Annotated in this window: 10 protein-coding genes; 9 read left to right on the top strand and 1 reads right to left on the bottom strand. The window is 69.3% G+C overall.

Going from position 1 to position 12,114, the window contains the following annotated elements; translation table 11 throughout:
• Window positions 1-79 precede the first annotated feature (79 nt).
• The 9 genes from ftsW to EJ357_RS12195 all read left to right on the top strand — a co-directional run bounded on the left by ftsW (window position 80) and on the right by EJ357_RS12195 (window position 8,615).
• Entirely contained in the window at window positions 80-1,441 is a 1,362-nt protein-coding gene (ftsW, locus tag EJ357_RS12235) for a putative lipid II flippase FtsW (protein ID WP_126391484.1), read from the top strand.
• A gap of 6 nt (window positions 1,442-1,447) precedes the next feature.
• Complete coding sequence (gene murG, locus EJ357_RS12230; protein ID WP_126391482.1) at window positions 1,448-2,539, top strand: undecaprenyldiphospho-muramoylpentapeptide beta-N-acetylglucosaminyltransferase; 1,092 nt, start codon at window positions 1,448-1,450, stop codon at window positions 2,537-2,539.
• Between the two features lie 26 nt (window positions 2,540-2,565).
• Window positions 2,566-3,363, top strand: a complete 798-nt coding sequence (locus EJ357_RS12225; protein ID WP_126391480.1) for a cell division protein FtsQ/DivIB — start codon at window positions 2,566-2,568, stop codon at window positions 3,361-3,363.
• Window positions 3,364-3,650: 287 nt separating this feature from the next.
• Window positions 3,651-4,853 carry a cell division protein FtsZ gene (gene ftsZ, locus EJ357_RS12220; RefSeq protein ID WP_126391478.1) on the top strand — a complete coding sequence of 401 codons (1,203 nt, stop codon included), beginning with the start codon at window positions 3,651-3,653 and terminating at the stop codon, window positions 4,851-4,853.
• A gap of 10 nt (window positions 4,854-4,863) precedes the next feature.
• On the top strand, window positions 4,864-5,592 hold the full coding sequence (gene pgeF, locus EJ357_RS12215) for a peptidoglycan editing factor PgeF (protein ID WP_126391476.1): 729 nt from the start codon (window positions 4,864-4,866) through the stop codon (window positions 5,590-5,592).
• A 6-nt stretch (window positions 5,593-5,598) separates the two neighbouring features.
• A complete protein-coding gene (locus tag EJ357_RS12210) occupies window positions 5,599-6,318 on the top strand; it encodes a YggS family pyridoxal phosphate-dependent enzyme (RefSeq protein ID WP_126391474.1) in 720 nt (239 codons plus the stop codon).
• 125 nt (window positions 6,319-6,443) lie between these two features.
• Complete coding sequence (locus tag EJ357_RS12205) at window positions 6,444-7,085, top strand: cell division protein SepF (protein WP_031483359.1); 642 nt, start codon at window positions 6,444-6,446, stop codon at window positions 7,083-7,085.
• 50 nt (window positions 7,086-7,135) lie between these two features.
• Window positions 7,136-7,423: a YggT family protein gene (locus EJ357_RS12200; protein ID WP_004001943.1), complete on the top strand. Its 288-nt coding sequence runs from the start codon at window positions 7,136-7,138 to the stop codon at window positions 7,421-7,423.
• Window positions 7,424-7,478: 55 nt separating this feature from the next.
• Window positions 7,479-8,615, top strand: coding sequence for a DivIVA domain-containing protein (locus EJ357_RS12195; RefSeq protein ID WP_126391472.1), 1,137 nt, complete (start codon window positions 7,479-7,481; stop codon window positions 8,613-8,615).
• Window positions 8,616-8,821: 206 nt separating this feature from the next.
• On the opposite strand, the gene ileS is transcribed toward EJ357_RS12195, so the two are convergent.
• Complete coding sequence (ileS, locus tag EJ357_RS12190) at window positions 8,822-11,995, bottom strand: isoleucine--tRNA ligase (RefSeq protein WP_126391470.1); 3,174 nt, start codon at window positions 11,993-11,995, stop codon at window positions 8,822-8,824.
• Between the last annotated feature and the right edge of the window lie 119 nt (window positions 11,996-12,114).

Raw genomic sequence — 12,114 nt, 5'->3', positions numbered from 1 at the left:
ACTTCGGGACCCTTGGAGGGACACGTGACTCGGATGTGGCCGGCCAGTACGTACCCGCACGGCGGGGCGGTGAGCTCTGATGCCCGATAGCCGTACGGGACGGCCTCCCGTGCAGCGGGCCGTCCGGCGCCCCGCACCGCCCCGGCCGTCGCGCGACAACCCCGTACGACAGCTGTACGCGCGCGTGAACCGGGCGTGGGACCGGCCGCTGACCGCGTACTACCTCATCCTCGGCGGCAGCCTGCTGATCACCGTGCTCGGTCTGGTGATGGTCTACTCGGCCTCGCAGATCACCGCGCTGCAGATGTCGCTGCCGGGGTCGTACTTCTTCCGCAAGCAGCTCCTGGCCGCGGCGATCGGCACGGGGCTGCTGCTCGCCGCCTCCCGGATGCCCGTGAAGCTGCACCGCGCGCTCGCCTACCCGATCCTCGCCGCCGCCGTCTTCCTGATGGCGCTGGTGCAGGTGCCCGGGATAGGAGTCGCGGTCAACGGCAACCAGAACTGGATCGCCCTCGGCGGCTCCTTCCAGATCCAGCCCAGCGAGTTCGGCAAGCTGGCGCTGGTGCTGTGGGGGGCCGACCTGATCGCCCGCAAGCAGGACAAGAAGCTGCTGACGCAGTGGAAGCACATGCTGGTGCCGCTCGTGCCGGTCGCCTTCATGCTGCTCGGACTGATCATGCTCGGCGGCGACATGGGCACCGCGATCATCCTGTCGGCGATCCTTTTCGGCCTGCTGTGGCTCGCGGGGGCGCCGACCCGGCTGTTCGTGGGCGTGCTGTCGTTCGCCGGCGTGATCGGCGTGTTCCTGATCAAGAGCAGCGAGAACCGCATGGCCCGCCTGCAGTGCCTCGGCGCCACCGAGCCCCAGGCCGGCCCCGTCGACTGCTGGCAGGCCGTGCACGGCATCTACGCCCTCGCATCCGGCGGAATTTTCGGTTCCGGGCTGGGGGCGAGTGTGGAGAAATGGGGTCAACTCCCCGAAGCCCACACCGACTTCATCTTCGCCGTCACCGGTGAGGAACTGGGCCTGGCGGGGACGCTGTCGGTCCTCGCTCTCTTCGCGGCTCTAGGCTATGCGGGTATCCGCGTGGCCGGACGTACGGAGGAACCCTTCGTGAGGTACGCCGCGGGAGGTGTGACCACCTGGATCACCGCGCAAGCGGTGATCAACATCGGTGCGGTGCTCGGCCTGCTGCCGATCGCCGGCGTCCCCCTCCCGCTGTTCTCCTACGGGGGATCCGCCCTGCTGCCGACCATGTTCGCCATCGGGTTGCTGATCGCCTTCGCGCGCGACGAGCCCGCTGCGCGGGCGGCGCTTTCCATGCGGCAACCCCGCTTTGGTAGAAAGCGTGCGGGAGGCGCCGGTTCCGGCCGGGCGCCTCGGAGATGGAACACGATGCGACGGCGTGCCTCGGCGGCGCGCTCGTCCGGAGAGCGGTGAATTTCGGTGCATGTCGTACTCGCCGGTGGGGGGACCGCCGGCCACATCGAGCCCGCGCTCGCCCTCGCGGACGCCCTGCGCAGGCAGGACCCGACCGTGGGGATCACGGCCCTGGGCACGGAGCGCGGCCTGGAGACCACGCTCGTACCGCAGCGGGGCTATGAGCTCGCGCTGATCCCCGCCGTACCCCTGCCGCGCAAGCCCACGCCCGAGCTGATCACCGTCCCGGGCCGGCTGCGCGGCACGATCAAGGCGACCGAGCAGATCCTGGAGCGCACCAAGGCGGACGCCGTCGTCGGCTTCGGCGGCTATGTCGCCCTGCCCGGCTACCTCGCCGCCAAGCGCCTCGGTGTGCCGATCGTCATCCACGAGGCCAACGCCCGCCCGGGCCTGGCCAACAAGATCGGTTCGCGGTACGCCGCCCAGGTCGCCGTCTCCACTCCCGACAGCAAGCTGCGCAACTCCCGCTACATCGGCATCCCGCTGCGCCGGACCATCGCCACCCTCGACCGGGCCGCCGTCCGCCCCGAGGCCCGCGCCGCGTTCGGGCTCGACCCGAACCTGCCGACGCTGCTGGTCTCCGGCGGCTCGCAGGGCGCCCGCCGCCTCAACGAGGTCGTCCAGCAGGTCGCGCCCTGGCTGCAGCGGGCCGGTATCCAGATCCTGCACGCGGTCGGCCCGAAGAACGAACTGCCACACGTGCAGCAGATGCCGGGAATGCCCCCCTACATCCCGGTAAGTTACCTGGACCGGATGGACCTCGCGTACGCCGCGGCCGACATGATGCTCTGCCGTGCGGGCGCGATGACCGTCGCCGAACTCTCCGCCGTCGGGCTCCCGGCCGCCTATGTCCCGCTGCCCATCGGCAACGGCGAACAGCGGCTCAACGCCCAGCCGGTGGTCAAGGCCGGCGGCGGACTGCTGGTCGACGACGCGGAACTCACGCCCGAGTGGGTGCAGCAGAATGTCCTGCCCGTGCTCGCCGACCCGCACCGGCTGTACGAGATGTCCCGCGCCGCAAGCGAGTTCGGCCGCCGGGACGCCGACGACCTGCTCGTCGGCATGGTGTACGAGGCGATCGCCTCGCACCGCCGCTAGGACCCGTATGACGGAAGGCAGGGAGCGTGGCCGGACCGACGACCGCCGAGCGCGGTGAACGCCAGCAGGAGTCGTCCGACCCGCCCCTCGTCCGGCGGCGGTTGAGGCTGCCGCGTCCTCGTACGATCATCATCCTTACCGTCGTGCTCGCGCTCCTCGGCGCGGGCGCGGTCTGGGCCCTGTACGGCTCCCAATGGCTGCGCGTCGAGCGGGTGTCCGTCTCCGGGACCCGGGTGCTGACGCCCGAACAGGTCCGTGAGGCCGCCGACGTCCCCGTCGGGGTACCGCTGATTTCCGTCGACAGTACTGCGATTGAGGCACGTCTGCGCCGGAAATTGCCCAGAATTGACGAGGTTGATGTGGTCCGTGCCTGGCCGCATGGAATCGGCCTGAAAGTGGTGGAGCGTACTCCGGTTCTGATTGTCGAAAAGGGCGGAAACTTCGTCGAAGTGGACGATGAAGGCGTCCGTTTCGCTACGGTTTCGGAGCGCCCGAAAGGCATCCCCACACTGGAATTGACGGTGTCCCGGTCGAGCTCCGCCGCGGCGAGCCTGCGCCGCTTCGGCGAGGACCGTCTGGTGCGGGAGGCGGTGCGGGTCGCCCGTGCCATTCCGGCCGCCGTCGCACGGTCCACCGAGGTCGTCAAGGTCCGTTCCTACGACGACATCTCGCTGGAGTTGGGTGACGGCCGGACCGTCGCCTGGGGAAGTGGCGAGAAGGGTGCGGCGAAGGCTCGCACACTCACCGCTCTCATGAAAGCCTCGCCGGATGCGCGGTACTTCGACGTCAGCGTTCCCACCGCCCCTGTGTCAGCGGGAAGTTGACGCACATCTGCGCAGGCCAGCACCCTGGTTGGGCAGCGACACGGCTGATCACATAGGGTGAAAAGAAAAACGGGAGGTTCGGCGTGTTCGTTGAACGTGCGCCACTTGTCGACTTAGTGTCCTGTTCAGAAGACTTCAAGGAACAGACACACTGGTAACCCTAAACTTCAGGGTTAGGGTTCGGGTCGGCGCTACGGACCGTCCCATTCGGCATCAGTCGCCGGTTCGCGAAGCACGTCGCTCCCCGCGTTCCGACGACCCGTAACTCGAGGCGAGAGGCCTTCGACGTGGCAGCACCGCAGAACTACCTCGCAGTCATCAAAGTCATCGGTGTCGGCGGCGGTGGTGTCAATGCCATCAACCGGATGATCGAGGTCGGTCTCAAGGGTGTCGAGTTCATCGCCATCAACACTGACGCGCAGGCGCTGTTGATGAGCGATGCCGACGTCAAGCTCGACGTCGGCCGCGAACTCACCCGCGGACTCGGCGCCGGAGCGAACCCGGCCGTCGGCCGCAAGGCCGCCGAGGACCACCGCGAGGAGATCGAGGAGGTCCTCAAGGGGGCCGACATGGTCTTCGTGACGGCCGGTGAAGGCGGCGGCACGGGCACCGGCGGCGCGCCCGTGGTGGCCAACATCGCCCGCTCCCTCGGCGCCCTCACCATCGGCGTGGTCACGCGCCCGTTCACCTTCGAGGGACGGCGCCGCGCCAACCAGGCCGAGGACGGCATCGCCGAACTCCGCGAAGAGGTCGACACCCTCATCGTCATCCCGAACGACCGGCTGCTGTCCATCTCGGACCGCCAGGTCTCGGTACTCGACGCCTTCAAGTCGGCCGACCAGGTCCTGCTCTCCGGTGTCCAGGGCATCACCGACCTCATCACCACCCCGGGCCTCATCAACCTCGACTTCGCCGACGTCAAGTCGGTCATGTCCGAGGCCGGTTCCGCCCTCATGGGCATCGGCTCGGCCCGCGGCGACGACCGCGCGGTGGCCGCCGCCGAGATGGCGATCTCCTCGCCGCTCCTGGAGGCGTCCATCGACGGCGCCCGGGGCGTGCTGCTCTCCATCTCCGGCGGCTCGGACCTCGGCCTGTTCGAGATCAACGAGGCCGCCCAGCTGGTGAGCGAGGCCGCGCACCCCGAGGCCAACATCATCTTCGGCGCGGTCATCGACGACGCCCTCGGCGACGAGGTCCGGGTCACCGTGATCGCGGCCGGCTTCGACGGCGGCCAGCCGCCGGCCCGCCGGGACAACGTCCTCGGCTCGACCTCGTCCTCCTCCTCGGCCCGCCGCGAGGAGCCCACTCCGGTACGGCAGCCCGAGAGCCGCCCGTCGTTCGGCTCGCTCGGCAGCGTCACGCCGAAGGAGGAGCCGGAGCCCGCACCGGAGCCGGTGGCCGACATCCCGGTCGCCCCGCCGGTCCCGCCGTCGCGGACCTACGCCGACAGCGCGGCGGAGGAGCTGGACGTCCCGGACTTCCTTAAGTGATCCTTCTGACGTGATAGGACAGCGCGACACCGTGAGCGGCGCGCACTTCGCCTTCACCGACCGGTGGGGCGGGGTGAGCGCCGCTCCGTATGAGGAGCTCAACCTCGGCGGGGCCGTCGGCGACGACCCCGAGGCCGTACGGACCAACCGGGAGCTGGCCGCGAAGTCGCTCGGGCTCGCTCCGGGTGAGGTCGTCTGGATGAACCAGGTGCACGGGACGGACGTCGCGGTGGTCGAAGGGCCGTCGAGTGATCGTCCGGTGCCCGACGTCGACGCGATCGTCACGGCGCGGCGGGGTCTCGCCCTCGCCGTCCTCACGGCCGACTGCGTGCCGGTCCTGCTGGCCGACCCGGTCGCCGGGATCGTCGCAGCCGCTCACGCCGGACGGCCCGGCATGGTCGCCGGGGTCGTCCCGGCCGCGCTACGCGCGATGACCGAACTGGGGGCCGACCCCGCGCGGATCGTCGCCCGCACCGGCCCGGCCGTCTGCGGCCGGTGCTACGAGGTGCCGGAGTCGATGCGCGCCGAGGTGGCCGCCGCGGAGCCGACGGCGCACGCCGAGACGAGTTGGGGCACGCCCGCGGTGGACGTCGCCGCCGGAGTGCACGCGCAGCTCGCACGACTCGGCGTGCGCGACCGGGAGCAGTCGCCGGTGTGCACCCGCGAGTCGGGCGACCACTTCTCGTACCGCCGCGATCGCACGACAGGGCGACTCGCGGGATATGTCTGGTTGGACTGAGAGAGCATGACGGACCGTAAGGGCGAACTCGCCGCGAATCTGGCGAAAGTGGAGGCGCGCATCACCGCCGCGTGCGCCGCCGCCGGGCGCAAGCGCGAGGAGGTGACGCTCATCGTGGTCACCAAGACCTATCCCGCGAGCGATGTGCGGATCCTGTCCGAACTCGGTGCGCGCCACGTCGCCGAGAATCGTGACCAGGACGCGGCACCCAAGGCCGCCGCATGCTCGGATCTGCCCCTTGTGTGGCATTTTGTCGGCCAGTTGCAGACCAACAAGGTGCGATCCGTGGTCGGTTACGCGGATCTCGTGCAGTCCGTCGATCGTTCCCGGCTCGTGACGGCGCTGTCCAAGGAGGCCGTCCGGCAGGAGCGTGAGGTGGGCTGTCTCATCCAGGTGGCGCTGGATGCGGGAGAGAGCCTGCGGGGTGAGAGGGGTGGTGTGGCGCCGGGCGGGATCGAGGAGTTGGCGGACCTCGTCGCGAAGTCCCCGGGGCTGCGGCTGGACGGGCTGATGACCGTCGCCCCGCTCTCGGGGGAGTACGCGGGGCGCCAACAGGAGGCGTTCGAGCGGTTGATGGATTTGTCGACCGACCTGCGCCGGGCTCATCCGACTGCGAACATGGTGTCGGCAGGGATGAGTGCGGATCTCGAAGAGGCCGTGGCGGCCGGTGCGACACATGTGCGCGTCGGCACTGCGGTACTCGGAGTCCGCCCCAGGCTCGGGTAACGTCGCCAGGAAGTCGGACCACAGCAGAAAATATGGTCAATGTCGCCGCAAGGCGAGCGTAACGACCGCGTGGATCGCGGGCACTTGGCAGTCGCAGATCCACCACAGAGCGGAGGACTCAGAGCATGGCCGGCGCGATGCGCAAGATGGCGGTCTACCTCGGCCTCGTGGAGGACGACGGATACGACGGCCGGGGGTTCGACCCCGACGACGACTTCGAGCCCGAACTGGACCCGGAGCCCGAGCGGGACCACCGACGGCACGAGCCGTCTCACCAGTCACACAGCGCACATCAGTCCCAAAGGGACGAAGAGGTGCGAATCGTTCAGCCGCCCGCGCCGCGTGAACCGGTGGCACGATCGACTTCGCTACCCGCGGAATCCAGCCGCCCGGCGCGTATCGCGCCCGTGGCGTCCATCACACAAGAACGCGCAAGCCTGGAGAAGAACGCACCGGTGATCATGCCCAAGGTTGTGTCGGAACGAGAGCCTTACCGGATCACCACGCTTCACCCGCGGACCTACAACGAGGCCCGTACCATCGGGGAACACTTCCGTGAGGGCACCCCGGTGATCATGAATCTGACTGAGATGGATGACACAGACGCGAAGCGACTTGTCGACTTTGCGGCCGGTTTGGTGTTTGGTCTTCACGGCAGCATCGAGCGGGTGACCCAGAAGGTGTTCCTGTTGTCTCCTGCTAACGTCGATGTCACGGCGGAGGACAAGGCCCGCATCGCAGAGGGCGGGTTCTTCAACCAGAGCTGAGACGCACCACCGGAAGATCGCACGGAACAGGGGAGAGGGAAGCACCAGTCATGAGCGTGGTTCTGCAGGTTCTCTACATCGCGCTGATGGTGTTCCTCATCGTGCTCATCTTCCGGTTGGTCATGGACTACGTCTTCCAGTTCGCCCGCTCATGGCAACCCGGCAAGGCGATGGTGGTCGTTCTGGAGGCCACCTACACTGTCACTGATCCACCGCTGAAGCTTCTGCGGCGGGTTATCCCGCCGCTGCGTCTCGGGGGCGTGGCGCTCGACCTGTCCTTCTTCGTTCTGATGATCATCGTCTACATCCTGATCACGCTTGTACGGAGCGCGATGTGAGCGATGTGACAGATACGGTCTTGCCGACTGCCGACGACTACGTTGAGGTGAAGAGATGCCGTTGACCCCCGAGGACGTGCGGAACAAGCAGTTCACGACCGTCCGCCTCCGAGAAGGCTATGACGAGGACGAGGTCGATGCCTTCCTCGATGAGGTCGAAGCCGAACTGACGCGCCTGCTCCGCGAGAACGAGGACCTGCGCGCCAAGCTGGCCGCGGCCACGCGTGCTGCTGCCCAGAACCAGCAGAACATGCGCAAGCCTCCGGAGCCTCCGCAGGACCAGCAGCAGGGCGGTATGCCGCAGCAGGGTGGCATGCCTCAGCAGGGCATGCGCGGTCCGGGTGCTCCTGTCCCCGCCGGGATATCGGGCCCGCCGCAGCAGCAGATGGGTGGCCCCATGGGTGGTCCGCCCCAGCTGCCCAGCGGTGCTCCGCAGCTGCCCGCCGGCCCCGGCGGTCAGGGTGGCCCTCAGGGTCCCGGTCCGATGGGCCAGGGTCCGGGGCCGATGGGCCAGCCCCCCATGCAGCAGATGGGCGGCCCGATGGGCGGTCCTATGGGTGGCCCGATGGGCGGTCCCGGTCAGGGCGGCCCCGGTGGCGACAGCGCCGCGCGCGTTCTGTCGCTCGCCCAGCAGACCGCCGACCAGGCGATCGCCGAGGCTCGTTCCGAGGCCAACAAGATCGTCGGCGAGGCTCGTTCGCGTGCCGAGGGTCTCGAGCGGGACGCCCGCGCCAAGGCTGACGCCCTGGAGCGGGACGCGCAGGAGAAGCACCGCGTCGCGATGGGCTCCCTGGAGTCCGCCCGCGCCACGCTGGAGCGCAAGGTCGAGGACCTGCGTGGCTTCGAGCGCGAGTACCGCACGCGGCTGAAGTCCTACCTCGAGTCCCAGCTGCGCCAGCTGGAGACCCAGTCGGACGACTCGCTCGCACCGCCGCGCACCCCGGCCACGGCGTCCCTCCCGCCGTCCCCGGCGCCCTCCATGGCACCGGCCGGCGCGAGCGCCCCCTCGTACGGCGGCAACCAGACGATGGGCGGCGCCCCGTCTCCGGCTGCTCCGTCCTACGGCGGTCAGCAGCAGATGTCCCCGGCGATGACCCAGCCGATGGCACCGGTCCGGCCGCAGGGTCCGGGCCCGATGGGTCAGGCCCCGTCGCCGATGCGCGGGTTCCTCATCGACGAGGACGACAACTGACGGTTGGTAGTACGCCGTAGGCGTCGGCAGCGTTCAGGGCGGGGCCCCGGATTTCGATCCGGGGCCCCGCCCTTTTGCTGTGCGTGACCATGGGGTCTGCGGTGTTTGTTCGGGCGGGGTCGGGGTGTCCGACGTACGCAACGCCGAAGGCCCGGAACCACCAAGATTTTCCTGGCAGGTCCGGGCCTTCGGCGTTCGGCCGGCGCTTACGACGCCTTGCGCAGACGGAACGTCAGGGTCAGGCCCTCGTCCGTGAACGGGGACCCGTAGGTGTCGTCCGCCTCGCCCTGGGCGAAGTCCGTCGCCAGGACCTCGTCGGCGATGAGCTCGGTGTGCTCGCTCAGGGCCGCGATGGTCGCCGGGTCCGTCGCCGTCCAGCGCAGGGCGATGCGGTCGGCCACGTCCAGGCCGCTGTTCTTGCGGGCCTCCTGGATCAGGCGGATCGCGTCACGGGCGAGGCCCGCGCGGCGGAGCTCCTCCGTGATCTCCAGGTCCAGGGCGACCGTCGCGCCGGAGTCGGACGCCACCGACCAGCCCTCGCGCGGGGTCTCGGTGATGATCACCTCGTCCGGAGCGAGGGTGATCGTCTCGCCGTCGACCTCCACCGACGCCGTGCCCTCGCGCAGGGCCAGGGACAGCGCCGCCGCGTCCGCGTGCGCGACGGCCTTCGCCACGTCCTGGACGCGCTTGCCGAACCGCTTGCCCAGGGCGCGGAAGTTGGCCTTGGCGGTGGTGTCCACCAGGCTGCCGCCCACCTCGGACAGGGACGCCAGCGACTCGACGTTCAACTCCTCCGTGATCTGCGTGTGCAGTTCGGGGTTGAGCGCCTCGAAGCCCGTCGCGGCCACCAGCGCGCGCCTCAGCGGCTGGCGGGTCTTCACGCCCGACTCCGCGCGTGTGGCGCGGCCCAGCTCGACGAGCCGGCGGACCAGAACCATCTGCTTCGACAGCTCCGGGTCGATGGCGGAGAGGTCCGCCTCGGGCCAGGACGCCAGGTGCACCGACTCCGGAGCGCCCGGGGTCACCGGCACGATCAGGTCCTGCCAGACCCGCTCGGTGATGAACGGGGTCAGCGGGGCCATCAGCTTGGTGACCGTCTCGACGACCTCGTGCAGGGTGCGCAGCGCCGCCTTGTCGCCCTGCCAGAAACGGCGACGGGAGCGGCGGACGTACCAGTTGCTGAGGTCGTCGACGAACGCCGAGAGCAGCTTGCCGGCGCGCTGGGTGTCGTACGCCTCCAGGGACTGGGTCACCTGGTCGGTCAGCGCGTGCAGTTCGGACAGCAGCCAGCGGTCCAGGACCGGGCGGTCGGCGGGGGCCGGGTCGGCCGCGGACGGCGCCCAGTTCGATGTACGGGCGTACAGGGCCTGGAAGGCGACCGTGTTCCAGTACGTCAGGAGCGTCTTGCGGACGACCTCCTGGATCGTGCCGTGGCCCACGCGGCGTGCCGCCCACGGGGAACCGCCGGCCGCCATGAACCAGCGGACCGCGTCCGCGCCGTGCTGATCCATCAGCGGGATCGGCTGCAGGATGTTGCCCAGGTGCTTGGACATCTTGCGGCCGTCCTCGGCGAGGATGTGGCCGAGGCAGACGACGTTCTCGTACGACGACTTGTCGAAGACCAGCGTGCCGACCGCCATCAGCGTGTAGAACCAGCCGCGGGTCTGGTCGATGGCCTCGGAGATGAACTGCGCCGGGTAGCGGCTCTCGAACAGCTCCTTGTTCTTGTACGGGTAGCCCCACTGCGCGAACGGCATCGAACCCGAGTCGTACCAGGCGTCGATGACCTCCGGCACGCGCGTGGCCGTCTTCTGGCACTGGGGGCACGCGAAGGTGACGTCGTCGATGTACGGGCGGTGCGGGTCCAGCGTGGACTGGTCGGTGCCCGTGAGCTCGCTGAGCTCCGCGCGGGAGCCGACGACCGTGAGGTGGTCGTCCTCGCAGCGCCAGATCGGCAGCGGGGTGCCCCAGTAGCGGTTGCGGGACAGCGCCCAGTCGATGTTGTTGTTCAGCCAGTCGCCGAAGCGGCCGTGCTTGACCGTGTCGGGGAACCAGTTGGTCTTCTCGTTCTCCTGGAGGAGGCGGTCCTTCACGACCGTGGTGCGGATGTACCAGGACGGCTGCGCGTAGTACAGGAGCGCGGTGTGGCAGCGCCAGCAGTGCGGGTAGCTGTGCTCGTACGGGATGTGCCGGAAGAGCAGGCCGCGCTGCTGGAGGTCCTCGGTGAGCTTTTCGTCCGCCTTCTTGAAGAAGACGCCGCCGACCAGGGGGACCTCCTCCTCGAAGGTGCCGTCCGGGCGGACCGGGTTCACGACCGGCAGGCCGTAGGACCGGCAGACCTTGAGGTCGTCCTCACCGAACGCGGGGGACTGGTGGACCAGGCCCGTACCGTCCTCGGTCGTGACGTACTCGGCGTTGACGACGAAATGCGCCTCGGCCGGGCTGTGCCCATTGGTTCCCTCGCTGACGCTCGGGAACTCCACCAGCTCGAACGGTCGTTGATAGGTCCAGCGCTCCATCTCGGCGCCGGTGAAGGTCTGGCCGGTGGTCTCCCAGCCCTCGCCGAGGGCCTTGGCGAGAAGCGGCTCGGCGACGACGAGCTTCTCCTCGCCGTCGGTCGCGACGACGTAGGTGACGTCGGGGTGCGCGGCCACGGCCGTGTTGGACACCAGGGTCCAGGGCGTGGTCGTCCACACCAGGAGCGCGGCTTCGCCGGCGAGCGGACCGGAGGTGAGGGGGAAACGGACGTACACCGAGGGGTCGACGACCGTCTCGTAGCCCTGCGCCAGCTCGTGGTCGGACAGGCCGGTGCCGCAGCGCGGACACCAGGGGGCGACGCGGTGGTCCTGGACGAGCAGGCCCTTGTTGAAGATCTCCTTGAGCGACCACCAGACCGACTCGATGTACTCGGGCTCCATCGTGACGTAGGCGTCGTCGAGGTCGACCCAGTAGCCCATGCGGGTCGTCAGGTCGGAGAAGGCGTCGGTGTGGCGCAGCACGGACTCGCGGCACCTGGCGTTGAACTCGGCGATGCCGTACGCCTCGATGTCCTTCTTGCCGCTGAAGCCGAGCTCCTTCTCGACCGCCAGCTCCACCGGCAGGCCGTGGCAGTCCCAGCCGGCCTTGCGGGCCACGTGGTAGCCGCGCATGGTGCGGAAGCGGGGGAAGACGTCCTTGAAGACACGGGCCTCGATGTGGTGGGCGCCGGGCATGCCGTTGGCGGTGGGCGGGCCCTCGTAGAACACCCACTCCGGGCGGCCCTCGGACTGCTCCAGGCTCTTGGCGAAGATCTTCTGCTCGCGCCAGAAGTCGAGCACGGCGTGCTCGAGGGCGGGCAGGTCGACCTGGGCGGGTACCTGGCGGTACGTCGGCGTTGTCATCAGCGAGCTTCCTCCGGCGGACTTGCTGCCTTCCGTCCGGAGGGACGAGAGCTGTGTCTTTCCTTACGCCGGTTCGGCGCGCTCCCGCGGTACCACCCTCCTTGGCCCTCCGGCGCGGG

This window comes from Streptomyces cyaneochromogenes (genome assembly GCF_003963535.1).
Lineage (GTDB): Bacteria > Actinomycetota > Actinomycetes > Streptomycetales > Streptomycetaceae > Streptomyces > Streptomyces shaanxiensis.
This window is presented reverse-complemented; position numbering and strand designations above follow the sequence as displayed.

Bases quoted from the DNA above. Each gene is read 5' to 3' on its own strand.
- ftsW (WP_126391484.1), top strand. From the start codon at position 80: ATGCCCGATAGCCGTACGGGACGGCCTCCCGTGCAGCGGGCCGTCCGG.
- EJ357_RS12210 (WP_126391474.1), top strand. From the start codon at position 5,599: ATGACGGACCGTAAGGGCGAACTCGCCGCGAATCTGGCGAAAGTGGAG.
- EJ357_RS12205 (WP_031483359.1), top strand. From the start codon at position 6,444: ATGGCCGGCGCGATGCGCAAGATGGCGGTCTACCTCGGCCTCGTGGAG.
- EJ357_RS12200 (WP_004001943.1), top strand. From the start codon at position 7,136: ATGAGCGTGGTTCTGCAGGTTCTCTACATCGCGCTGATGGTGTTCCTC.
- EJ357_RS12195 (WP_126391472.1), top strand. From the start codon at position 7,479: ATGCCGTTGACCCCCGAGGACGTGCGGAACAAGCAGTTCACGACCGTC.
- ileS (WP_126391470.1), bottom strand. From the start codon at position 11,995: ATGACAACGCCGACGTACCGCCAGGTACCCGCCCAGGTCGACCTGCCC.